The organism is Acidobacteriota bacterium, from assembly GCA_040752675.1.
Lineage (GTDB): Bacteria > Acidobacteriota > Polarisedimenticolia > JBFMGF01 > JBFMGF01 > JBFMGF01.
In genome coordinates this window covers 1-22,261 of the sequence record JBFMGF010000026.1, presented here as the reverse complement: position 1 = coordinate 22,261, position 22,261 = coordinate 1, and the positions used below count along the sequence as shown (strand labels likewise).

General features: G+C 47.9%; 25 protein-coding genes and 2 tRNA genes. 1 reads left to right on the top strand and 26 read right to left on the bottom strand.

The genetic code is table 11. From position 1 onward, the window contains the following. Positions 1-132 precede the first annotated feature (132 nt). The 24 genes from AB1756_02805 to AB1756_02690 all read right to left on the bottom strand — a co-directional run bounded on the left by AB1756_02805 (position 133) and on the right by AB1756_02690 (position 17,994). Positions 133-209: transfer RNA gene (locus AB1756_02805), tRNA-Pro, on the bottom strand. A gap of 19 nt (positions 210-228) precedes the next feature. After that, positions 229-816, bottom strand: coding sequence for a YqaA family protein (locus tag AB1756_02800; protein ID MEW5806267.1), 588 nt, complete (start codon positions 814-816; stop codon positions 229-231). Positions 817-824: 8 nt separating this feature from the next. Continuing rightward, positions 825-1,475 (bottom strand): protein-L-isoaspartate(D-aspartate) O-methyltransferase, encoded by a 651-nt coding sequence (locus AB1756_02795; protein ID MEW5806266.1) that lies wholly within the window; start codon positions 1,473-1,475, stop codon positions 825-827. Positions 1,476-1,531: 56 nt separating this feature from the next. Beyond that, positions 1,532-1,608, bottom strand: a tRNA-Pro gene (locus tag AB1756_02790). 108 nt (positions 1,609-1,716) lie between these two features. Further along, a complete protein-coding gene (locus tag AB1756_02785; protein ID MEW5806265.1) occupies positions 1,717-2,187 on the bottom strand; it encodes a MerR family transcriptional regulator in 471 nt (156 codons plus the stop codon). Positions 2,188-2,220: 33 nt separating this feature from the next. Next, positions 2,221-2,502 carry an HU family DNA-binding protein gene (locus AB1756_02780; protein MEW5806264.1) on the bottom strand — a complete coding sequence of 94 codons (282 nt, stop codon included), beginning with the start codon at positions 2,500-2,502 and terminating at the stop codon, positions 2,221-2,223. A 188-nt stretch (positions 2,503-2,690) separates the two neighbouring features. Beyond that, positions 2,691-3,029: a cupin gene (locus AB1756_02775; GenBank protein MEW5806263.1), complete on the bottom strand. Its 339-nt coding sequence runs from the start codon at positions 3,027-3,029 to the stop codon at positions 2,691-2,693. Between the two features lie 5 nt (positions 3,030-3,034). Continuing rightward, complete coding sequence (gene ptsP, locus AB1756_02770; protein MEW5806262.1) at positions 3,035-4,771, bottom strand: phosphoenolpyruvate--protein phosphotransferase; 1,737 nt, start codon at positions 4,769-4,771, stop codon at positions 3,035-3,037. Then, positions 4,768-5,037 carry an HPr family phosphocarrier protein gene (locus AB1756_02765; GenBank protein ID MEW5806261.1) on the bottom strand — a complete coding sequence of 90 codons (270 nt, stop codon included), beginning with the start codon at positions 5,035-5,037 and terminating at the stop codon, positions 4,768-4,770. Before AB1756_02765 ends, ptsP begins: the two co-directional genes overlap by 4 nt. A 9-nt stretch (positions 5,038-5,046) precedes the next feature. Next, entirely contained in the window at positions 5,047-5,451 is a 405-nt protein-coding gene (locus AB1756_02760; protein ID MEW5806260.1) for a PTS sugar transporter subunit IIA, read from the bottom strand. 28 nt (positions 5,452-5,479) lie between these two features. Beyond that, on the bottom strand, positions 5,480-6,337 hold the full coding sequence (gene rapZ, locus AB1756_02755; protein ID MEW5806259.1) for an RNase adapter RapZ: 858 nt from the start codon (positions 6,335-6,337) through the stop codon (positions 5,480-5,482). Further along, complete coding sequence (gene hprK, locus AB1756_02750; GenBank protein MEW5806258.1) at positions 6,334-7,320, bottom strand: HPr(Ser) kinase/phosphatase; 987 nt, start codon at positions 7,318-7,320, stop codon at positions 6,334-6,336. The genes rapZ and hprK overlap by 4 nt, the downstream gene beginning before the upstream one ends. Before the next feature lie 91 nt (positions 7,321-7,411). Next, positions 7,412-8,488, bottom strand: coding sequence for a deoxyguanosinetriphosphate triphosphohydrolase (locus tag AB1756_02745; protein ID MEW5806257.1), 1,077 nt, complete (start codon positions 8,486-8,488; stop codon positions 7,412-7,414). 199 nt (positions 8,489-8,687) lie between these two features. Then, entirely contained in the window at positions 8,688-9,992 is a 1,305-nt protein-coding gene (locus AB1756_02740) for an FAD-dependent oxidoreductase (protein MEW5806256.1), read from the bottom strand. Positions 9,993-10,007: 15 nt separating this feature from the next. Further along, entirely contained in the window at positions 10,008-11,000 is a 993-nt protein-coding gene (locus AB1756_02735; GenBank protein MEW5806255.1) for an electron transfer flavoprotein subunit alpha/FixB family protein, read from the bottom strand. A 93-nt stretch (positions 11,001-11,093) separates the two neighbouring features. Beyond that, on the bottom strand, positions 11,094-11,879 hold the full coding sequence (locus AB1756_02730) for an electron transfer flavoprotein subunit beta/FixA family protein (protein MEW5806254.1): 786 nt from the start codon (positions 11,877-11,879) through the stop codon (positions 11,094-11,096). Positions 11,880-11,949: 70 nt separating this feature from the next. Next, entirely contained in the window at positions 11,950-13,185 is a 1,236-nt protein-coding gene (fabF, locus tag AB1756_02725) for a beta-ketoacyl-ACP synthase II (protein MEW5806253.1), read from the bottom strand. A 26-nt stretch (positions 13,186-13,211) separates the two neighbouring features. Continuing rightward, positions 13,212-13,448 carry an acyl carrier protein gene (gene acpP / locus AB1756_02720; GenBank protein ID MEW5806252.1) on the bottom strand — a complete coding sequence of 79 codons (237 nt, stop codon included), beginning with the start codon at positions 13,446-13,448 and terminating at the stop codon, positions 13,212-13,214. Between the two features lie 40 nt (positions 13,449-13,488). Further along, entirely contained in the window at positions 13,489-14,229 is a 741-nt protein-coding gene (gene fabG, locus AB1756_02715) for a 3-oxoacyl-[acyl-carrier-protein] reductase (protein MEW5806251.1), read from the bottom strand. Between the two features lie 29 nt (positions 14,230-14,258). After that, positions 14,259-15,203 (bottom strand): ACP S-malonyltransferase, encoded by a 945-nt coding sequence (gene fabD, locus AB1756_02710; protein MEW5806250.1) that lies wholly within the window; start codon positions 15,201-15,203, stop codon positions 14,259-14,261. Between the two features lie 4 nt (positions 15,204-15,207). Beyond that, the gene (locus tag AB1756_02705; GenBank protein MEW5806249.1) at positions 15,208-16,194 is read right to left on the bottom strand and encodes a beta-ketoacyl-ACP synthase III; all 987 of its coding nucleotides are present in this window, start codon (positions 16,192-16,194) and stop codon (positions 15,208-15,210) included. 21 nt (positions 16,195-16,215) lie between these two features. Beyond that, positions 16,216-17,235 carry a phosphate acyltransferase PlsX gene (gene plsX, locus AB1756_02700; protein MEW5806248.1) on the bottom strand — a complete coding sequence of 340 codons (1,020 nt, stop codon included), beginning with the start codon at positions 17,233-17,235 and terminating at the stop codon, positions 16,216-16,218. Between the two features lie 70 nt (positions 17,236-17,305). Next, positions 17,306-17,488 carry a 50S ribosomal protein L32 gene (rpmF, locus tag AB1756_02695; GenBank protein ID MEW5806247.1) on the bottom strand — a complete coding sequence of 61 codons (183 nt, stop codon included), beginning with the start codon at positions 17,486-17,488 and terminating at the stop codon, positions 17,306-17,308. A 29-nt stretch (positions 17,489-17,517) separates the two neighbouring features. Further along, a complete protein-coding gene (locus AB1756_02690; GenBank protein ID MEW5806246.1) occupies positions 17,518-17,994 on the bottom strand; it encodes a DUF177 domain-containing protein in 477 nt (158 codons plus the stop codon). A 182-nt stretch (positions 17,995-18,176) separates the two neighbouring features. On the opposite strand from AB1756_02690, the gene AB1756_02685 reads away from it, so the two are divergent. Continuing rightward, positions 18,177-19,643, top strand: a complete 1,467-nt coding sequence (locus tag AB1756_02685; protein MEW5806245.1) for a hypothetical protein — start codon at positions 18,177-18,179, stop codon at positions 19,641-19,643. Between the two features lie 83 nt (positions 19,644-19,726). On the opposite strand, the gene AB1756_02680 is transcribed toward AB1756_02685, so the two are convergent. Together AB1756_02680 and mutL are read right to left on the bottom strand one after the other, a co-directional pair. Continuing rightward, complete coding sequence (locus AB1756_02680) at positions 19,727-20,380, bottom strand: lytic transglycosylase domain-containing protein (GenBank protein ID MEW5806244.1); 654 nt, start codon at positions 20,378-20,380, stop codon at positions 19,727-19,729. A 56-nt stretch (positions 20,381-20,436) separates the two neighbouring features. Further along, on the bottom strand, positions 20,437-22,152 hold the full coding sequence (gene mutL / locus AB1756_02675) for a DNA mismatch repair endonuclease MutL (GenBank protein MEW5806243.1): 1,716 nt from the start codon (positions 22,150-22,152) through the stop codon (positions 20,437-20,439). Positions 22,153-22,261 lie beyond the last annotated feature (109 nt).

The window sequence follows — 22,261 nt, the reverse complement described above, 5'->3', positions numbered from 1 at the left end:
CGACTGGATCCTCATCCCAATGCTTGTTGAAATTATCGCACAGACTGCTGAAAAAACCAGCAAGCTCTTGGTACGCTTGTAGCGAAATGGCCAAGAAGTATGAGATGTTCATAACTGGACGCTAAAAGGTTCTGGTCGGGGCGAGTGGATTTGAACCACCGACTCCTTGCTCCCGAAGCAAGTGCGCTACCAGGCTGCGCTACGCCCCGATCAAGTATTCGAAAGTCATTATAATAGATATCTCAGCAAAATGAAACTAAGGACGAGGATGAAGACGAATAGGATACTGAGCCAGCCCAGATACTTTTCAATGAAGTTTCTAATAGGAGAACCGAATCTCCAGAGCAGGAAGGAGACGAGGTAGAACCTCGCAGAGCGACTGATTATTGACGCGAGCGTGAAGACGACGAGATTGATCTTGCAGGCACCGCCGGCGATGGTGAAGATCTTGTAAGGGATCGGAGTGAATCCTGCAATCCCCACCACCCAGGCATTGTACCTGTTGTAAAGTTCGCTGATTCTAGCGTAGACATTCTGATATCTGTAAAAGTTGATGATCGGTTCTGCGATGAGCTCGAAGAAGCTGAATCCGATTAGATACCCTATCAGTCCTCCGAGAACGGAGCCTATAGAACAGATGAGTGCAAAGGAAAAGGATCGTAAGGGTGTTGCAAGGCAGAGGGCGATGAGGAGAACGTCGGGTGGGATTGGAAAAAAAGAGGATTCGGCCACGGCGATGAGAAAGAGCGCAAGAGATCCATAAGGGGTTCTGGACCAGTGCAGGACCCAATCGTAGAGATATCGGTGCAATCTCATTAATCCCTTCAATCCTTCTTTTTCCAGCCGTATCGTCCAAGAAGGGGAACGAAAGTGCATTGGCCATGCTCCTCGATGATTCTCTCTTCTCCTCTCTTGATAAGCCGCACCAGCATCTGCCTTTTCTCGGAGCCGACGGGAATTACCAGTTTTCCCTCTTCCCCGCTCAACTGCTCGACGAGCGGCTCCGGAATGTTTGGAGCCGCTGCAGTTACGATAATTCTGTCGAAGGGGGAAAACTCTCTCCACCCGTATGTCCCGTCAAATGTCTTGATATGTATGTTCTTGATCCCTAGTTGAACTACAATTTCCTGCGCCTTCTCGGCGAGGATGGCAATCCGTTCGACGGAATAGACCTGTGCAGCAAGCCTTGAAAGGATAGCTGCCTGATATCCTGATCCGGTTCCTAACTCGAGGATCCTGTGGTGCGGTTCCACCTGAAGAAGTTCCGTCATGATGGCGACTGTGTAAGGCTGCGAAATGGTCTGTTTTTCTCCGATGGGGAGAGCGCAATCAGCATAGGCCTTGTTCCTCAACGCCTCCTGGACGAAGAGATGTCTGGGAATGTCGCTAAATGCCTGGAGGACTCTCTCATCAGTGATCCCCTTCCAGATGAGCTGCTCCATCACCATCTTCACCCGACTTGCTCTATGATTCATCTTTTCCATTCTACCGGAGATCAATATCAGCCATCCTGAAATTCTGTAATAAAAAATGGTCGGGGCGAGCCGATTTGAACGGCCGACCACTTGCACCCCAAGCAAGTGCGCTACCAGGCTGCGCCACGCCCCGACCTTAAAAATAATAAAAATTGTATATTTGCTGTCTTACCCTGTCAATCATTCCATTCTTGCCATTCTTGCTGTCATTCTGCGTCCGCCGACCATCGCACTTAATCTATCATTCAGAGATTACTTGCCTTTTTAGCTTCGTCTTGATTTCTTTGATCTTCCGGTCGTTCTCATCGAGAAGATCAAGGAGACTCTCAAGCTGTTCTTCCAGTCGTTTGAGCTTGGTCCTGCCCTCCCCAGAAACCTTTTTCCCACTCGTCTCCTTTCTGCATAGCTGTTTCTCAAATGTAAGCTCTTCTTGTTTCATCGGTTCCTCCTCGGGGACTTCAATATCATCCATGCCAAGCTTCTTCCTGGCTCCAGCAATCGTGTATTCTTCATCGTAGAGCAACTGTTTTATCTTGAAGATGAGTTCGATATCGCTCTTGCGATAGACCCTCTGTCCAGCTCTGTTCTTTTGAGGGGTGAGCTGTGGGAATTCTGATTCCCAGAACCGGAGGACATAGGGTTGGGTATCGGTGATCTTGCAAACTTCTCCGATCTTGTAGAACAGCTTATCTGGAAATTTTTCCCTGTTCATAATCATTTACCATTCCTCTGCGGTGGAGGAACCTCAATTGATCATTTCAATAAGCTTTTTAGAAGGCTTGAATTTAATGGAAAGCTTTTCTGCAATGAAAAAATCCTTCCCTGTCAATGGGTTCTTCCCTTTTCGTCCCTTCCTGACTACGCCTTCTATGCTCCCGAAGCCGATCAGATGAATCTTCTCCTTTTGCGCTAATTTTCCTCTTATCGCTTCAAAGATGATATTGATGATCTTTGAGGCTTCACTCTTAGACAGTCCGCCATGATATCTGTAGACTGTCGCTGCAAGGCTTTCCTTTGTTACAGCCATCTTTTCATAATTACCAAAACTATTACATTAACTTAAAGTAATATATTAAATAATGAAAATGAAGTCAATCAATTAATTAAAATAATTAAAAATATCTTTTAGATATCGGATGTTATGGAAAAGATTTAACCAAAAACTTTAAGATAATGAAGTTCTAAAGGATAACTCGAATAGTTGATGATGGCTGCTCAGGTCCTGCCATACCTATCCTCAAGTCTGACGACATCATCAAGATGAGGCGTGGAGACTTCGAAGATGTAGCTGTCTATAATGGCGGCTATTCTGTGTTTCATCATTGGGGGGATGTGGAAACCACTCCCCGCGCTGAGTCTAAGCGTTTTCTTCATGCCTGCGCTCTGAAAGACGATCCTGATGCTCCCCTTGAACAGATAGATCGTCTCTTCCTTCTTTCTGTGGTACTGGTAGCTGAGTTCCTCTCCTTTCTTGATGAAGAGAACTTTTCCAGCATAATCCTTTGTTATGGCGAACAGGATTTCATAGCCCCAGGGCTTGAGGATCTTCTTCATAATTCCTATATTCGAAAAGTTGCGATCTTCTTTTGAATGAGAAATCTCTCTATCTCTTCGGCGCTTCCCAGTTTCTGTGCCTCCTCCATTATTCCAGCCATTTCTCTGATGCTTATCTTCATGACGAGTTTCTTGATGGTGGGGATGGCTTTCGGGTTCATGCTGAGCTTCCTCATGCCAAGCCCAAGCAGAACGGGGAGGCAGAAAGGATCTGAAGCCATTTCCCCACAGATGCTAACATCCACGTTGTTTTTAGCAGCACCGTCGATGACGAATTTCAAAGTCCGAAGAATGGAAGGATGAAGGGGTTGATAAAGATAGGATACAGACTTGTTGCTCCTGTCGGCAGCCATATAGTATTGGATGAGGTCGTTCGTCCCGATGCTGATGAACTGGACCTCTCTTGCCAGGATGTCGGCTATCATCGCAGCGGCAGGTACCTCGATCATTATCCCTATCTCCATCCTCTCGTTGAAGGGCGTTCCTTCTCTTCGCAATTCTTCTTTAATTTCTTCAAGAAGCGATCGAGCGTTCCTGAGTTCTTCGATGGTGGATATGAGAGGGAACATTATCTTGATGTTCCCATAGTGCGATGCCTTCAATATCCCGCGCAACTGCAATCGAAAGATATCCTTTCTTTTTAAGCATAGACGAATCGCCCTTAATCCCATGACTGGATTGGCTTCGTCCTTCTCGAGGACGGCATGAAAGTACTTCTCTCCTCCCAGATCGAGCGTTCTCACAAGAGCCTCATCGGGATAAACCTTCTCAGCTATCTCCCTGTAGAGTCTGAAGTGGTCTTCCTCGGTGGGCAGATCTGGTGATTTCATAAGATAGAGGAACTCGGAGCGGTAAAGTCCGATCCCGTGAGCGCCATGCTGGATGGCGGAGTGGATCTCTCCAGGAAGTTCTATGTTCGCCATCAGCTTGATCTCAGTCCCATCCCTGGTAATTGCAGGAACCCCTCTTAGCTCAAGGAGCCTGCTTTCTTTTCTCTCATACCGGATCTTCTTTCTAAGGTACTCCTCTTTTTCCTTTTCCGTAGGATTAATGATGAACAAACCGTTGTTTCCATCTACGACGATCTCGTCACGGTTTCTTACCCTGCTGTATACGTCCAGCAGACCCACAACGGCAGGTATCTCGAGGGCATTTGCAAGGATGGCCGTATGCGAAGTTCGTCCGCCAAGATCGGTGGCAAAGGCAATAACATGATCGGTATTGAGGAGAGCCGTATCTGCAGGAGAAAGGGAATGCGCGACGACGATTACATCATCGATCAGCTCTGACAGTCGATGGTGGTTCTTGCCCCCGGCAAGGATCGCCTGCACCCTCCGATAGATGTCTTCGATATCTCCTCCCCTTTCGCGAAAATAGGGATCGCTGATATTTTCAAATGCCTTCAGGAGCTTCCCTACGACAATTTTTAAAGCCCATTCTGCATTGACGCGCTCCTTCCCGATGATCGAAAGAACCTCGCCGATGAGCGATTCATCTTCGAGGATAAGGAGATGGGCATCGAAGATGAAAGAATATTTCTGGCTGACCTCTTTGCTGATCTTTTCCTTGACGGATTGAAGTTGCTTTTTGCTCTGTGCGATAGCGTTTTTGAACCTCTCCTTCTCATGAGCCACTTCCTTTTCGCTAATTGGGATGCGGAAGATAGTGGTCTCAGTCGTTTCTACCACCAGAGCCTTCCCGATGGCGATACCCGGTGATACCGCAATTCCCTGAAATTTCATTCTTCCTCCCCGAACTTGTCTTTGATCAGCATCTCCAGCTGTTTGAAAGCCTCTCTTTCATCGTTTCCTTCCACGATCAGCCGTATGTTGGAGCCCTGAGCCGCTGCGAGCATCAGGATGCCCAAGATCGATTTTCCATCCACTCTCTGGCCATCCTTGACGATGTTAATTCTTGCCTTGAAGCGGCTGGCTAGATGAACAAATTTCGCAGCAGCTCTCGCGTGCATTCCAAGCTTATTGATAATTACTATTTTTCGATCGATCATCGTTCTCCGTCAGTTTCTGCTCTTCAGGAGTTCGGAAGCGACGTGGATGGATTTCATGCCCTGTTCTTTCAATCGCGAGGCGAGGTCTTCCAGATTGCCAAGATCCTTGAGGGTGGTATACTTGATCAGCATGGGAAGGTTTACTCCAGTGACGATCTCAACCCTTCCTTTTTCAAGAAAGGTCAGACTGATATTCGTTGGTGTTCCGCCAAACATGTCGGTCAGGATAAGGACCCCTTCACCATTATCCACCTTCTTGATCCCTTCCTGGATAAGCTTTCTTGCCTTTTCCACGTCATCGTTCCAATCTATGGAAACGGCATGAAGTTGGGCAGCTTCTCCGACGATCCTTCTTGTGGCTTCCACCAGTTCTTCGGCAAGACGGCTGTGGGTGACTACAACAACTCCGATCATGCTCAAGCTCCCCTTTCTCAGACAAAGTTTACTCCTTATCTATGTCTCTGTGAAAGACGCTCGTAGTGCAGTCACGTTCTGCAAGCAATGATTTCAACTCCTCCGCCAGAGCCACGGATCTGTGTTTTCCCCCAGTACATCCGATGGAGATAGTAAGATAGCTCTTCCCTTCCTGGATGTAGCGGGGGATCAGGAATGTCATCATCTCACCCAGAATCTTGATGAACTCAAAATATTCCTTAAACGATTTGAGATAAGAGATAACATCAGACTCTAAGCCTGTCTTTGACTTCAGCTCCTCCTCAAAGTAAGGGTTGGAGAGGAATCTCACATCGAAGACGAGGTCTGATTCGGAAGGGATCCCATATTTATAACCGAAACTGATGATGCTGATGTTGATACGGGAATCGTGCTCGTGGCGAAAGCTGTTTTTGAGGAACAGCCTTAGCTCGTGAATGTTGAATTTTGAGGTATCGATGACCCTGTCTGCGAAATCGCGAATTGGCCTCATGATTTCGATTTCCTTCTGAATCCCGTACTCGAGATTTGCTTCCTGCGCAAGAGGATGAGGTCTTCTCGTTTCATTGAATCTTCGCTTGAGGATTTCCTGGGAAGCTTCGAAGAAGATGATCTCAATTTCCTTACCCGTTTTCCTCAGATCCGTGATGATGCGCGGAAAATCATTCAGGAACTTTCTTTCCCGGATGTCGATGACAAGGGATGCCCTCTTAAATTCTGCACCGGCTTTAGTGATGAGTTCAGAAAAAGTCGGGATGAGCTGGACGGGAAGATTATCCACACAAAAGTAACCCATATCCTCAAAGGCTCGTGCAGCAAGGCTCTTCCCGGAGCCAGAGAGTCCGGTTATGATGATCAGGCCATTCAAAGCTCGTCCCCCTCCTGACCCTGGCTGACCGCTTTCTTTTTAAGCCTCTCTCCCAGCTCTTCAACAAGTTTCCTGGCGGAGTGATCTCCCTTCCGCTTGAGAAGCTGATTCCTTGCAGCGACTTCAATCAGGACTGAAATGTTCCGCCCCGGAGCCACAGGCATCTCAACATAGGGAAGCTCCATGCCGAGGATTTCGTAACTCCCCTCTTCAATGCCCAGACGGTCGTACTCTTTCCCCTCCACCCAGCGGTCGAGTCTGATCACGAATTCTACGTTCTTCTCGTAGCGAACCGACGTCACCCCGAAGAGATCTTTGATGTTGATGATCCCGATGCCCCTGATCTCCATATGATAGCGCGTCAGGTCGACTCCCTTGCCAACTAGCGTTTCTCCCTTTCTTCTTATCTCTATGGCGTCATCGGATACGAGTCTATGTCCTCTCACGATGAGGTCAAGCGCGCATTCGCTCTTTCCCACACCGCTCTCTCCCAGCAACAAAACACCCAGCCCGTAGATATCGACCAGGACCCCGTGCAGTGTCAATCTCGGAGAGAGCTTGTCCTCTAAGTAGGCTTGGAGCTTCTCAAGAAAAAGGGGACTCTTGAGCATTGTCTTCAGAATCGGAATCCTTTGTCGGCTGCTCTCTTCCATTAGTTCTTGAGGCAATTCTATCTCATCGGTAAGGACGAAGCATGAGATCTTCTGTGAACATAGATCCTTCAGTAGATTCTTTCTATTAACCGGTTCCATCTGGTACAGGAAAGAGATCTCGCTTTTTCCAAGGATCTGGATGCTTGCCGGACTGATAGATTCCATGTATCCCGAAAGCGCGAGTCCTGGCTTCTGTACGATATGTGATCGGATCATGTTCCCAATGCCATCTTCTCCTGAAATAATCCTGAGCTGAAGGTCGGATGCTTCCTCGGAAAGAAGCTCTTTTATAGAAATGAAAGGTATGATGCAGCTTTCTGTTTTTTCCATAATCTATCCATGAACGCCACGAAAGCCTGAAACCCTTTAAAAAATTTTATTGGAAATGGAAGTCAGTGTCAAGGAAAGTGGTGGTGGGCTTTCATGCTTGAAGAACGTTCATGCCAATACAGGGTGTTGGAATGAACAGATTGTTAAAGAGCGTGATGGCGTATCGGTCAGTCATTCCTGCGATGAAATCGAAGGCGAGTCTTTCTATTTTTTCCCTTGTCTTTTCCCCTTCCTTCTCCAGTTCTCTCGAGAAGTAAGATGCCGGGTTTTTCATTACTTCCTCATATATTTTCAGGAGGATATTTTCCGCCTTGATGAACTCCTTCTTTGATCTTTCATGCTCGTATACATTCTCGAATAGGAATGAGCGGAGGTCGGCCAGCAATCCCATGATGCCATGATTCATCGTGATCTGTTCTAGGTCGCAGGCCAGACTGCTATAAACTACATCCTTGACGAGTGTATCGATCCGTTTAGGAGAAGTCTCGCCGAGCCCTGACCGGATATCACGAGGGATATCTTCTGGGCTTATCATTCTAGCGCGCAGCGCGTCGTCAACGTCATGGTTCACATAGGCGATGACATCAGAGATTCTGACAATGTCCCCTTCAAGGGTGGCTGCTCTCTTTTCTGGATCCCCGGGGAGTATCTCACCTTCCCCTTTGGAATGCTTCATGATTCCATCTCTGACTTCATAAGTCAGATTGAGTCCCTTTCCTTCATACTCCAATTCATCGACGACTCTGAGACTCTGGCTATAATGGTGGAAGCCTCCAGGCATGAGCCGGTCGAGGACTCGTTCACCGGCATGTCCAAAGGGTGTATGGCCCAGGTCATGAGCCAGCGATATTGCCTCTGCCAGATCCTCGTTCAAACATAGAGACCGCGCGATGGAGCGAGCCACCTGGGAAACCTCCAGGGTGTGTGTCAATCTCGTCCGATAATGATCTCCTGCAGGAGCCAGGAAAACCTGCGTCTTGTGTTTTAATCTCCTGAATGATTTGCAGTGGATGATGCGGTCCCTATCCCTCTGAAAGCAGGTTCGGATATCACAATCCTCCTCATGTCGCATCCTGCCTTTCGACCTTCTGGCAAACGCGGCTTTCGAATGGAGAATTTTCTCCTCCCTCTCCTCAAGCATCTCCCGGATCTTTATTTTTCGTTCCATAAGACTACTCTGCAGACGATATTCTATCATCATATTTATGAAATTTGTCGATTGCTATTTTTTTGACTCTACCGGAATGAAGCTTAATTTTTTATGGCTCCGACTTCTCGCGCGAAAAGATGAGTATATTTTCCCTGAGAAAAATCTCATCACGGTGTTCACGAATCTTTTCTCTAAGACAAAATGCAGGCAGCTAATATCAGAGAAAGGTCTTCCTCATTTTGTTCAGGAGTCTGAGCGTCTTCATATACCCGATCTTGGATCGGTATTTCTTTAAGACTCTTTTCTGGATTTCCTCTTTGGATTCCATGGATATCGTGAAGAAATCCTGCAGTAGCTCTGCGAAAATGGATGGATATTCAGCGAAAATCTCCCTGTTTCTATGGGCAAACTCGAAGAATCTCTTGAACTTCTTTAGATCCTTCATGACAAAGGATTCGTTCAGCCTTTCCACATATGAGAAAAGACCTTTTTCGGAGAAGTCTCCTCTGCTCTTAGCTTCGACGACTGTATCCGCGGCAAACTTCCCGGATGCCATTGCGAGGTTCGTTCCCTCATGGTAATGCGATGCATTTACAAATCCAGCACAATCTCCAACTATTATTAAGCCGTCCCGGACAAGTTTCGGTATACGATTGTATCCTCCTTCCGGAATGAGGTGCGCCGAATATTCTATACTTTCTCCGCCTTTGACATAGGGGTAAATGCAGGGATGGTTCTTGAATTTTTCAAGGATCATATTACCGCTCTCCTTTCTCTGGATGAGGTTGTCTACCGAAACTCCGATCCCTATGGAGATCGTGTCCAGGTTGCTGTAAAGGAAAGCCCCTCCGACCAGCCCCGCCACTGCGCTCCCGAAGTATTCATGTGCGGCGCCCTCGTTTTCGTTTAGATTGAAACGCTCTTCCACTGCTTCCCTCGAGAGCCTGATGACTTCCTTCACTCCCAGAGCCATTTCATGAGGGGAGAGCTTCTCTCTCATCCCAGCCTTCTCACTAAGAAGGGCATTTGCTCCTTCGGCGCAGATCACTGCATCGGCGTACAGGTCTCCCTCTTCACGCCTTGCCCTCACGCCGCATATCTTCCCATCGCTGTAAATAAAATCGTCGACAGTGCTTGCGCTGAGGATCATGGCACCAGCCTCTTCAGCCTTGGATGCGAACCACCGATCGAATTTTGATCGGATGGCCGTGAAGGAGTTGTTGTATGGCGGCGTGTTAAAACCATCCGTCTTGAAGGAGAACTCCATCTCAGCGTCTTCGGAGAGAAGAGAGAATTTTCTTCGCGTGATGTTTCTCTCCAGAGGAGCTTCTTTCCAGAATTCGGGTATCAATTCATTGAGGACTTGTGTAAAGAGAATCCCTCCGAAAACGTTCTTGGAGCCAGGGAATTCCCCTTTTTCGAAGACGACGACTTCGAGTCCTGCTCTGGCCATTACGAGAGCCGCGGCTATTCCAGCCGGTCCTGCTCCAACCACGATCGCATCGAATTTTTCCTCAGTCATTTCTTCCTCACGGGATCACTCTGCTTTCAACTTCCGGATTTCCTCCGTCAGCCTGGGGACAACTTCAAAGAGATCGCCCACGATTCCATAATCGGCTGCCTTGAAGATGGGGGCTTCCTGGTCTTTATTGATGGCGACGATATATTTCGATGAAGACATTCCTGCCAGGTGCTGTATTGCTCCCGATATGCCGCATGCTATGTAAAGGCTTGGGCTGATAACCTTACCCGTCTGCCCAACCTGGTGCTGATGGTCAATCCAACCGGCATCGACCGCCGCTCGTGATGCGCCAATGGATCCGCCCAGCACATCGGCGAGCTCCTGCAGGATATTGAAACCTTCGGGACCCTTCATCCCTCTGCCGCCCGCAACGATGATGCTAGCCTCCGTGATGTCAAGCTTAGCGCTTTCCCCAGCTATGATAGCGATGACCCTGGCTTTTAGCTCTTCGATTGAAGAAGGCGGGGGAAAGTAGATTACTTCAGCAGATAATCCATCAATGGGATCCAATACCGGAAAGACGTTGGGACGGAGCGTGAAAATGGAAGGTTTTGCATCGGGAATGGAGACCTTACCGTAGAGCTTGCCCGAATACATCGGGCGAGTCGCTTGAATGCGGCTCTCTTCTATACTGAGATCGGTGCAATCCGAGGCAAGGCCTGTCTTCAACGAGGCAGCAACTCTCGGCGAAAGGTCCCTTCCCATGGCGGTTCCGGGGAAGAGGATGATCGAGGGTTTTATCTCTACCGCCATCCCTACAATGCATCTGGCAAAACCATCGGGCGAATAGTACTTCCATGCGGGGCTTTCCGATAAGAGCACTTTTTTTGTGCCATATTTTGGAAGCTCTGATATCTTATCGCCTACATTCTCTCCGATGAGCGCCGCGACCAACTCAATATTCAACTGATCGGCAATCCTCTTTCCCTGCGACAGCGCCTCAAGAGAAGCTTTCTTTATCTGACCACTCCTCTGTTCGACGAAAACTAAAATGCAATTCTCCATCATTCACTCCATAAAAGCAATTATTGTAATCTCTGCGCTATCCTGAAAGATCTTTTCTGTTACCAAGGATTCGTCGTTAACAAGGCTTTCATGATTTCAGATGATCATGGCTTCTTCCCTCAGAAGTCTAGCCAGTTCTATGGCAGCCTCGGGAGGTTCGCCAGAAACGATCTTCACCCTGTCCCTCTGGGGAGGAAGCATTAGCTTCTCCACCTTGATCTTTGCACCTTCTTCGCCTATCTCTTCCTGAGAGATCCCGGCATCTGCAGCCGCCATTACCATGATCTCTTTCTTCTTCGCCATCATAATCCCCTTCAGAGAAGCGTATCGCGGTTCATTGAGCCCCTTCTGGGCCGTGACGGCTGCCGGAAGCGTTGCTTCCATAACCTCGATAGCACCCTCTATCTCTCTATGAACGAGAATCTTTCCATCGATGAGTTCGAGCTTTATTGCAACACTTGCATGGGGGATTTTCAGCATCTCGGCAACCATCTGGCCAACTTGGCCGTTGTCCGTTCCGATCCCGAGTCTTCCAAACAGGATAAGCTCGTATGGCATCTTCCCGATGACATTGGAGAGAGCTTTTGCTATCGTCAGGGAGTCCGACTTCTCGAAGGCATCATCTTTGATAAGGATAGCTTTATCAGCTCCCATCGCCAAGCAGGTCCGGAGGGCCAGCGTTGCCCTCTCCTTACCGGCACAGAGGAGCGTGACTTCTCCTCCTTTAGCTTCCTTGATCCTCAGCGCCTCTTCGACGGCATACTCGTCGAAAGGATTGACAATGAAATTGATATCACTCTCGTCAATAGACTTCCCATCTCTGGCAATTCGGATCTTAGCTTCTGTGTCTGGTACTTGCTTGATACATACGATGATGTTCATTTCATCCCCCTGAAAATCTGGAAGCAGGTGAAAAAATTCACCAGTTTCCTTCATAAAAAAATTCGAATTCTCATTCACTATATTTCTTCAGTAGAAGAGATGCGTTCGTACCGCCAAAGCCGAAAGAGTTATTGAGGGCATAGTTAATTGTCATTTTTCGGCTCTGATTCGGAACGTAGTTCAGATCGCACTGCGGATCGGGAGCCGTCAGATTTATGGTGGGAGTAGCCGTATCATGCTTGATGCTTAAAACTGTAGCGATTGTCTCTACTCCACCAGCTGCTCCAAGGAGATGCCCCATCATTGACTTCGTCGACGATATGGCAATCTTATAGGCTCTCTCGCCAAAGACTTTCTTGATGGCATCCGTCTCCGCCTTATCTCCTTGAGGAGTGGAGGTTCCGTGTGCATTGATGAAGTCCACTACCGAAGGATCGACATTGGCGCTCCGGATTGCATTCTGCATGACACGCATGGGTCCATCGGTGGATGGAGCAGAAATATGATAAGCGTCGCTTGACATCCCGTATCCCACAATCTCAGCATGGATGGCCGCATTTCTCTTGACGGCAGAGCCAATCTCTTCAAGGATAACAACTCCGACTCCCTCTGACATCACGAATCCATCTCTACCAGCATCAAATGGGCGGCTTGCTTTCTCAGGTTCTTCATTTCTTGTGGAGAGGGCTTTCATCGAAGAGAATCCGCCCACTGCAAGAGGTGTGATGACCGATTCAGTCCCTCCGGCGATCATGATGTCTGCTTCCGCCACCCGGATCAATCGATAGGCATCTCCGATGGCATGAGTACCCGTAGCGCAGGCTGTACAGACGGCAGAATTAGGTCCCTTGGCTCCAAACTTTATTGCAACCTGGCCGGAGGCGAGATTCACGATCATTCCTGGAATGAAAAAAGGCGATATCCTCCTGTGTCCCCCCTTAAGATAAGCCTGGTACTGGTTCTCGAGGAGAGGGAGCCCTCCTATTCCGGAGCCTATGATAACTCCCACTCTCACGGCATTGGATTGGTCGATCGTCAACCTGGCATCGTTCAGAGCCATCTGCGTCGCCGCTATTGCGAAGTGGATGAAGGCATCCATCTTTTTGATTTCTTTCCTGTCGATGTAATCTTCCGGGTTGAAGTTCCTCACCTCGCCTGCTATCCTTGATGGGAAATTCGTGGCATCGAATTTTGTTATTGGACCTATGCCGCTCTTTCCTGCAGCAAGTGCTTCCCAATTCTCCTTGATCCCGATGCCGAGAGGAGAGATAATTCCCATCCCTGTGATGACGACTCTTCTGCTCAATCGAGTCCATCCTTACGCAAAAAGTTTTATTTCTGCTGAAGATTCTTTATGAAAGCAATAGCATCACCTACCGTCTTCAGCTTGGAAGCTTCTTCATCACTGATCGTTATACCGAATTCCTCTTCAAGCTTCATAACCAGTTCAACGATATCCAGCGAATCCGCTCCGAGATCATCGGTGAAGGACGCTCCCATCGTGACCTCTTCCTGGCTTACGTTGAGCTGTTCTGAAATGATCTTCCTTACCTTTTCTGCGGTTTCCATGCTCATTCGTTTTCCTCCTCAAAGTTTATTTTGACTTCTCCTACATATACATTCCGCCGTTGATGTTCAGTACTTGTCCCGTGATGTAAGACGCTTCCTCGCTTGCAAGAAACAGGACACCACTGGCAACGTCTGCTGTGGTTCCAAGTCTTCCCGCGGGGATGAGCTGCAGGAGTTTCTCCTTGATGGAATCAGGCAGCACCCTTGTCATCTCCGTATCGATGTATCCTGGTGCCACAGCATTGACAGTGATGCTGCGTGATGCGACTTCCCTGGCAAGAGCCTTCGTAAAACCGATCACTCCCGCCTTGGATGCGGCATAATTGGTTTGCCCTGGATTGCCCATCAGGCCTATGACTGATGAGATATTGATGATCCTTCCATACTTTCCTCTGATCATTATCGGAAGAACAGCTTTCGTCATGTTGAAAACCCCTTTTAAGTTGACGTCAATTACTTTATCCCAGTCCTCATCCTTCAACCTCAAGAGCAGACTATCCCTCGTGATCCCGGCGTTGTTGACAAGAACGTCAATTTTACCATAGACGTCAATAATCTCTTTGACGCCTTCCAACACTTTTGCCGAACTTGAAACATCCATCTGGATGAACATGCCATCTCCAGCTAATTTTTTAATCTCTTCCAATGTTGTTGGAGATTCACCCTCTGCAATGTCCGCAACAACAACGGATGCCCCTGCCCTCGCGAATGCAACGGCCAACTCCCGTCCTATACCTCTTCCAGCTCCGGTCACGAGAATTGTTCGCCCTTTGAAATTCATAAATCTATCCTTTCTTCAGTCCTTTTCCCTTAGATCCTGAGGGATTCCATCTCTTTCAGCGTCTCCCTCAGCGAACTCTCATCTTCCACATGATATATCTTGAAGGAGGAGTCAATTCGTTTTGCCAGCCCGGACAGTACTTTTCCCGGCCCGCATTCGATGAGGACATCGACGCCCTGCTGCCTGAGAACTTTCATGGAGGATTCCCAGAGGACGGGAGAAGAAACCTGTCTGATGAGAGAATCCTTTGCCTTCTTACCTTCAAAGATGATTGCAGCTTCCACGTTGCTGACAAGAGGAAAAGACAGATTCCCAATCACAACACCCTCAAGATGCTGAGCGAGCCTTTCCTGGGCTGGCTTCATAAGAGCACAATGGAATGGTGCGCTAACCGGAAGTTTAAGAGCCCTCTTTGCATTATTTTTTTTAGCTATCTCAATCGCTCGATCAACTGCTGATGATTCGCCAGCGATGACTGTCTGATCCGGGGAGTTGAAGTTGGCCGGGGAGACTACTTCACCTTCGGATGCTTCCTGGCATATCTTTTCCACATCTTTCGCCTTCATCCCGATAATGGCCGCCATGGCTCCCCTTCCATGTGGCACGGCTTCCTGCATGAACTCTCCGCGGAGTTTTACCGTGATAACTGCGTCACGAAATGCAAGGGAACCAGCAGAAACAAGCGCCGAATATTCTCCCATGCTATGGCCCGCAACGAATTCAGGAAGAGACATCCTGGACTTCAGGATCTCCCAGACACCGATGCTGACTGCAAGGATGGAAGGCTGTGTAATGGCCGTTAGCTTCAGTTGATCTTCAGATCCTTCGAAGCAGAGTTTGCTCAATCTATACTTCAGGGTGTCATCGGCCTCTTCCATGACATGTCTAAATTCAGGATATGCTCCGTAAAATTCTTTTCCCATTCCGGTATACTGAGATCCCTGTCCCGGGAAGAGAAATGCAGTTATCGTCATAGTTTCACCATTTGACCAGGGCAGCCGCCCAGGTCAAACCTGCTCCGAACGCGGCAAAAAGGATATTGTCTCCTTCCTTGATCATGTTCGCCCTCCTGGCCTCATCGAGGGCGATAGGTATGGAAGCTGCAGAAGTATTACCAATTCGATCAATGTTGATGAAGATCTTTTTCTGGTCGATGTTCAATCTTGTTCCCACCGCGTCGATGATCCTTTTGTTTGCCTGGTGGGGAATAAACCAGTCGATATCCTGGGGCATGAGGCCGGCCTGTTTTATCACTTCGCGGGAAACATCCTCTATGGACCTCACAGCGATCTTGAAGGTCTCGTTCCCCTTCATCTTGATGTAATGCATCTTCTTGTTGACGGTCTCCTGGCTCGGAGGGGAAATTGTCCCTCCTGCCGGAACGTATAGGAAATCTACCATGGAACCATCCGTATGCAGACTCGACGCGAGGATCCCTCTTGGCCTTTCTCCTCTCGAGAGAATGACTGCCCCAGCACCATCCGCGAAAATGACGCTAGTCGTCCTGTCCGACCAATCCATATATTTCGTCAAAAGCTCTGCTCCGATGACGAGGATGTTATGGTGTGTGCCAGAGAGGATGTACTGGTTCGCAATGGAGAGGGCAAAGATGAATCCCGAACAACCTGCTGAAAGATCGAACGCTGAAGCTTTTTTTGCTTTGAGGTTTTCTTGGATCGTACAGGCCGTGGACGGGATCGGCATATCAGGTGTGACCGTTGCGCAGATTATCATATCGATGTCAGATGGAGGAATTCCTGCCATCTCAATCGCCTTCTTAGAAGAGTCCGTGGCGAAGATGGACATGTATTCAGAATCGGTGGCGACATGCCTCTCTCTGATTCCTGTTCTTGTCGTAATCCATTCATCCGAAGTGTCCAGTATCTTTTCCAGATCGAAGTTGGTTACGATCTTTTCCGGAAGGGATGAGCCAGTTCCCGTTATGACTGCGCTGATGTCTCCCATGTTCATTCCTTTATTTACTGATCAGAGGATCCTTTCCTCGGCTTCTGCAAGATTCTTTATTTCCTGATAGATCCTCTCGCCAACATTGTTCTGGATGAAATCTCTGGCGACCTTCAGGGCATTTCTGATTGCCTTGGCTGATGACTTCCCGTGACAGATGATGACGCACCCTTTTGTTCCGAGAAGAGGGGCTCCTCCATATTCTGCATAATCGATCCTCTTTTTAAATTCGCGGAAGGTGGGTCGCAAGAAGAAATACCCGAACTGCCTGGAATAGGTTTTAGAAATCTCTTCCTTCAGTAAGTACACCATTGTTTCAAGCACGCTCTCCGCCACTTTAAGCGAGATGTTCCCGACGAAACCGTCACAGACAATGACATCGACTTCACCGTTGAATACTGCAGAACCCTCCACGTTTCCAATAAAGTTGAGATTGGCTTCTTTAAGGACTTTGAAGACTTCCTTCGTCTTCTCGTTTCCCTTGATATCTTCTTCGCCGATGCTCAGAAGGCCGATCCTTGGGTTTGGGATTCGCATGATTTCGCGGGCATACAGGTGTCCCATAACGGCGAACTGCTTCAAATGAAGAGGCTTGCAATCAATGTTGGCGCCGACATCGATCCAGATTGATGTCCCGCGCCTGTTTGGAACGGCAGCGGCAAGAGCTGGACGATCAACCCCTGGGATTACTCCTATGAGGATCTTTGAGGCGGCCAGGACCGCTCCGGTGTGTCCTGCACTCACAAGGCCCATCGCTTTTCCTTCCCTGACCAGTCTGGCGCCCACTCTGATGGAGGAATCCTTCTTCTGACGGAGAGCAAGGGTGGGTTGTTCTTCCATCCCAATGACTTCGGAAGCATTATCGATCTCAATGTTGAGTCCAGCAGTGTCATGCTTGGAAAGTTCCATAAGAATGTCGTCTCTCCTCCCTACCAGGATGAGATTGAGGTTGAACTCTCTGGCTGCCTGAACAGCTCCATAGACGACATTCTGGGGTGCAAAATCTCCCCCCATTGCATCAATAGCTATTTTAAAGCTCATTTCCAAAGCCTTCAAAAGGAAGCTATAAAAGTTGTAATTTCAAATTTTGGATTATTTTTCTTAAAGCAGCTCAAACTTCAACGACTTCTATGACTTCCCTTCCCTTGTAATACCCGCAATAGGAACATACGCGATGAGGAAGTTTTGGCTCATTGCAGTTGGGACACTTGGAAAGATTGGACGTTTGCAGCCTGTCATGCGTTCTTCTTTTATCCCGACGAGCCTTGGAATGTCTTCTCTTTGGATTGGGCATATTGCTTTCCCTCTATGTGCCGATCCCAATCAAGAAGGAATGGGACACCGGCATCCGTTATTGTTAATATTCCCTCCGCAGACAGAGCAAAGCCCCTTGCATTCTGCATCGCAGAGAGGCTTGAGAGGAAGGTTGAGATATATCTGTTCGATGAGGATTTCCTTTAGATCGGCTTTCCCCTCCTTCAAGGGATACAGATCGACTTCGTCTTCCTCAATCTGGTACTCTCCTTTCCCTTTGCTCTCCCGGATTTCCTGGAGATTCAGAGAAAAGATGTGTTTCAGCGGGAAAATGTAGGGTTCGAGGCATCGGCTGCAATTCAGGGCCAGTGTTGTTTCCATCGTTCCTTTCAGGTCCAATCCTCTCTCTCCCGGCGTCAGCTGTAGCTCATAACTGACTTCTGAAACTCCGATGCTTTCACCGTGCTGCCAGTTGAGAGTCTCAATGGTCATTCTCCCAGAAAGAAGCTTCCCTCCCTTGCTTATCTCTTTGATATCAATGAACATATTCGCCTTAAACGAAGCGTGATTATAACAGGAAAAAGATATTTGTCAAGGTATTGCGCCTACCGAAGGGATTATAATCTCCAGCGGCAAAGAAAATATGAGATTCTGTTATATAATAATTTTGAACTATGTGCATTCCAGATAATGGACTCAATCTGCTCTCCTATTTATCTTTCAAATTTATGATCCCGCTGCTTCTTCTGGTCTCCATATCTTCTTTGGGATATGGCAAAAGCCGTGAGGAGTTCATTCTGGATGCCGTGGATCTCATCAGGAATGGATGCTTCCAGGATGCCGAGGAAAGCCTTAAGAAATTGACGATAATTGAACCCAATCGGCCCGTTGGCCATTTTTTAATCTCTTTCTCGCAGTTCATTCATCTAATCTATAACTCGGAAAACAAGGAGAAGATTTCAGAGTTCGAGAAGAACTTGAATCGGACCATCAGCCTTGCAGAAAAGAGTTTGAAGCGAGAGAGTGGGGAGAAGGAAACGAGGCTAATCCTCGGGACCTCCTACCTCCTGCAAAGCTATTACCTGGCTTTGAGGAGGGAAGCATTATCCGCTGCCTTTCTCGCGAAGAAGGGGAAAAAGATCCTTGAGAATCTTCTTCAAGAGGATCCTGAGATCTACGATGCTCTCTTTGGTCTAGGCATCTATAACTATTATGCAGACAGGGTCCCATCCATAGTCAAAGGGATTCGCTTCCTTTTATTCCTTCCGGGTGGGGACCATGTCAGGGGGATCCAGCAGCTCCAGCTGGCAGCCGAAAGGGCCAGGCATTTTGACGTGGAGTCCACTCTGATCCTGGCGGAGATCTATTCAAATAAATTTGAGAATGATCATTCCTCAGCTTACGTTGAACTATCAAGATGCGCGAATAGGAATGAGAATCTGCTGGTCAAGCATGCTCTTGCGAAACTGCACATGAGGATCCTGAACTTTGAGAAAGCGGTGCCGTTGCTGAACGAGATAATTGTCAAGGCCGAGGCAAAGCAAGCAGACCAAGACGTCATCGAGTTGATGACGCTTCATCTCATTCGGTGCTACCTTTCCATGGGGAGGGCAGATAAAGCCCTGCCCTGCTTTGAAAACCTGTTCTCACAAAACGCCGATCTTGCCAGGCGCGATGACATCCTTTATCTTGCAGCCATGGCGCTCCTCTTAAGCGGGGACGCAGGACAGATTGAAAAATTTAAAGGAAGCATTCCGGATATGAAAAGAAAGCTTGAGAATGTCTCCAAGCAGTCTCCTCCGGAAAAGAAGCTGTACATCTACAGAAAGAACATTGAAGCTCTCGTGAAAGCGGATCGAGCAGAAATGGATGCCTCCATGGAAATCTTGAGTAGAATGATCGAAGAGGATGATGGGGATCTTATGAGCCGTCTTCGTCTTGGAGAACTCTTTCTGAAGGAGTTAAGAGCCAAAGAGGCTTTTGATCTATTTCAGGAGATCCTTATATCAAAAGAGGATTCATCGAGCGAGATTCTGGAAATTGCAGAACTACGGGCAGGTCAGGCGTTGGATTTGATGCAGAAGAGAAGCCTGGCTGAAGAGTTCTACCACAGGATCATTGCAAAGAGAAATTCCACTGCTCTGGAAGCGGCTTACTTCTATCTTAAAATTCCATTTGGTAATGACCCCCGCTGAGAGAAAAAGCCTTATGCATTCGTTCATAAAACTTTTAAGTTGTCGGGCTGAATACAGTTAAATATCCCGGGAAAGTTAAGTAGTTAGCTCTTGTTATACAGCCGCAGGACCTTCAGAACATATTCGATTGTCTCCCTGTAGGGAGGGACACCGCCGTGTTTTTCAACTGCTTCTTCTCCTGCATTGTAAGCTGCAAGGATAAGATCTAATCGCCGGCCATACCGGTTGGAGAGGAACTTCAGGTATCTTATTCCTCCCTGGATGTTCTCCTTTGGGTCGAACACATTATCCACGTTGAATCGTGTTGCTGTTTTAGGCATGAGCTGCATGAGGCCCTGCGCACCCTTGGGGGAAACAGAAAACGGGTTAAAATTGGATTCAATTTTGACGACCGCTTTTACGAGAGAGGAATCTACATCGTGCTCCCGGGAGACTTCCTCAATGATTGCTTCGTAATCGGGTTTCTGGCCAGGAACAGGAGCGGCAAGAGACCTCTCAACAGCTTCATCTGGCTGATCTTCAACGAAGCGTATCTCCTTAACCATCCCTTTTTCGCAGCTCATCATCCCACCGCCATCTAACTTGAGAAGATATACCCCTTCGAGCTCTTCATGCTCCTGAACAATCAGAGATCTTTCATCACTGAAAATAATAGCTTCCGAGGCGAAGATGGAAACAGATCCCAGGGGAAAGATGAGGATTATAAAGCATATGATGGACAGACCCTTACACATCATCAACTTCTAAATTCTCCTTAAATATACCGGGAGATGCGCCTGCTGTCAACAAGCAGCTACTCCCTTCTTTTGAACTGCTTCATGAGCTCTGAAGGTCCGAGTTTCACTGTGATCGGACGCCCGTGCGGGCAGTAGTAAGGGTTGGAGCATTTCAGGAGAGATTCAACGATGTATTCCATCTTCGCGGCAGCGAGTCTCTCCCCTGCTTTTACCGCTGCATGGCACGCGAGCATGGAGAGTAGCTCCGTCATCGTTTCACAACCGACTTCGGGATCCTCAAGTAATAATGATGAAATCACTTCCTTTATGAATCCCGGGATAGAATTCAGGGGGAGACTAGTCGGAATTTCCGTGACTTTGATGGTTCCGGGACCAAAATCATCGATGATCAATCCAGCGTTGAAAAGGATCTTCTGATGAGCCTTGACGCATGAGGACTCGGCAGGTGTCAGTTCGATAGTCATGGGAAAAAGAAGCTTCTGTCTTTCCACCGTTCCTCTTTGAAGCTGAGCGTTTAGTTCTTCGAAGACGACCCTTTCGTGCGCAATATGCTGGTCAATAATGAAGAGATTTTCTGAATCGGTTGCAACGATGAAGGTATTGAGATGCTGACCCAGGATTTTAATATCTTGACTTCTTGATTCGAAAGGAACTTCTTCCTGTACCTGCATTTCTGAGATTTTGATTGTAGATGCTCTTTCTGCTGAAGACCCATGATGTGCGACCCCGTGAAGGCCGGTTTGTCTTGACATGGACGGGGAAAGCCTTGCTGATGCAGAATGCAACTTTTCCCCTTCGAGAACAGAAAGGATGGCATTATGGACAATGCGATAGATCTCCCCGAGATGGCGAAACCTAACTTCCAGTTTTGCGGGATGGACATTGAAGTCTACAAGGGAGGGGTTAACCTCAAGGAAGAGAAAGAGGTATGGATGGCTTCCAGGAAAGAAGCTTCTGTAAGCATTATACGCCGCTCCCATCAGTGTCCTGTCCTTGATGGACCTCCGGTTTACGAAGAAGTTCTGGCCGCTGCGATTCGAGCGACCGTCCCCGATATTGGAGATGAACCCCTCCAGCTCGACTGCTTCTCCCGTAATGCTGAATTGGAGCAGCCTGCTGGCAAAATCAGATCCAAAGATCTGAGAGATCCTCTCACGTCTGCTGCTAGAGGGAGAAAGGCTAAATAGCAATCTATCTTTACTCTTCAGGGTAAAACGTAATTCATAGAAAGAAAGGGCAAGTCTCTGGATCGCAGCGATGATGTGTGACAGCTCCACTTCATTACTTTTCAGAAACTTATTTCTGGCCGGCGTGTTGAAAAATATGGAGCGGACCTCCACGGAGGTGCCCTTAAGCGGTGGAACTTCTTCGACATTCAAGATCTTTCCTCCCTTAGCATGGACTTCATGGCCCGGAAGAGCAAGGCCTCTTCCACTTCTCATGGTAACGATAGAGACGGATGCTATGGACGGGAGTGCTTCCCCGCGAAATCCCATCGTTGAGATGGAGCAGAGATCTTTTTCATTTAAGATCTTGCTCGTGGCATGCCTTTCGAGAGCAAGTATGAGATCCTCTCTGTCCATCCCTTCACCATCATCGTCCACCCTGATCTTTTCTTTTCCTCCTTTTGTGATCTCTACCATGATTGATGACGACCCCGAATCTATAGAATTTTCGATTAGCTCTTTAACAATGGATGAAGGCCTCTCAACAATCTCTCCAGCAGCAATTTTGTCGATGAGAATATCGTTAAGGATCTTGATCTTTCCCATATCTTCCCTTTTTACCTTCATGCTATTGCAGAGATGAATAGATGTCAACTGTGCACTTTTCATGCATTGTTCAATGCCATTTTGGACATCCTTTTATCTACTTGAAGGA

Bases quoted from the DNA above. Each gene is read 5' to 3' on its own strand.
- AB1756_02800 (MEW5806267.1), bottom strand. From the start codon at position 816: ATGAGATTGCACCGATATCTCTACGATTGGGTCCTGCACTGGTCCAGA.
- AB1756_02795 (MEW5806266.1), bottom strand. From the start codon at position 1,475: ATGAATCATAGAGCAAGTCGGGTGAAGATGGTGATGGAGCAGCTCATC.
- AB1756_02785 (MEW5806265.1), bottom strand. From the start codon at position 2,187: ATGAACAGGGAAAAATTTCCAGATAAGCTGTTCTACAAGATCGGAGAA.
- AB1756_02780 (MEW5806264.1), bottom strand. From the start codon at position 2,502: ATGGCTGTAACAAAGGAAAGCCTTGCAGCGACAGTCTACAGATATCAT.
- AB1756_02775 (MEW5806263.1), bottom strand. From the start codon at position 3,029: ATGAAGAAGATCCTCAAGCCCTGGGGCTATGAAATCCTGTTCGCCATA.
- ptsP (MEW5806262.1), bottom strand. From the start codon at position 4,771: ATGAAATTTCAGGGAATTGCGGTATCACCGGGTATCGCCATCGGGAAG.
- AB1756_02765 (MEW5806261.1), bottom strand. From the start codon at position 5,037: ATGATCGATCGAAAAATAGTAATTATCAATAAGCTTGGAATGCACGCG.
- AB1756_02760 (MEW5806260.1), bottom strand. From the start codon at position 5,451: ATGATCGGAGTTGTTGTAGTCACCCACAGCCGTCTTGCCGAAGAACTG.
- hprK (MEW5806258.1), bottom strand. From the start codon at position 7,320: ATGGAAAAAACAGAAAGCTGCATCATACCTTTCATTTCTATAAAAGAG.
- AB1756_02745 (MEW5806257.1), bottom strand. From the start codon at position 8,488: ATGGAACGAAAAATAAAGATCCGGGAGATGCTTGAGGAGAGGGAGGAG.
- AB1756_02740 (MEW5806256.1), bottom strand. From the start codon at position 9,992: ATGACTGAGGAAAAATTCGATGCGATCGTGGTTGGAGCAGGACCGGCT.
- AB1756_02735 (MEW5806255.1), bottom strand. From the start codon at position 11,000: ATGATGGAGAATTGCATTTTAGTTTTCGTCGAACAGAGGAGTGGTCAG.
- AB1756_02730 (MEW5806254.1), bottom strand. From the start codon at position 11,879: ATGAACATCATCGTATGTATCAAGCAAGTACCAGACACAGAAGCTAAG.
- acpP (MEW5806252.1), bottom strand. From the start codon at position 13,448: ATGGAAACCGCAGAAAAGGTAAGGAAGATCATTTCAGAACAGCTCAAC.
- fabG (MEW5806251.1), bottom strand. From the start codon at position 14,229: ATGAATTTCAAAGGGCGAACAATTCTCGTGACCGGAGCTGGAAGAGGT.
- fabD (MEW5806250.1), bottom strand. From the start codon at position 15,203: ATGACGATAACTGCATTTCTCTTCCCGGGACAGGGATCTCAGTATACC.
- AB1756_02705 (MEW5806249.1), bottom strand. From the start codon at position 16,194: ATGGGAGACATCAGCGCAGTCATAACGGGAACTGGCTCATCCCTTCCG.
- plsX (MEW5806248.1), bottom strand. From the start codon at position 17,235: ATGAGCTTTAAAATAGCTATTGATGCAATGGGGGGAGATTTTGCACCC.
- rpmF (MEW5806247.1), bottom strand. From the start codon at position 17,488: ATGCCCAATCCAAAGAGAAGACATTCCAAGGCTCGTCGGGATAAAAGA.
- AB1756_02690 (MEW5806246.1), bottom strand. From the start codon at position 17,994: ATGTTCATTGATATCAAAGAGATAAGCAAGGGAGGGAAGCTTCTTTCT.
- AB1756_02685 (MEW5806245.1), top strand. From the start codon at position 18,177: ATGATCCCGCTGCTTCTTCTGGTCTCCATATCTTCTTTGGGATATGGC.
- AB1756_02680 (MEW5806244.1), bottom strand. From the start codon at position 20,380: ATGATGTGTAAGGGTCTGTCCATCATATGCTTTATAATCCTCATCTTT.
- mutL (MEW5806243.1), bottom strand. From the start codon at position 22,152: ATGGGAAAGATCAAGATCCTTAACGATATTCTCATCGACAAAATTGCT.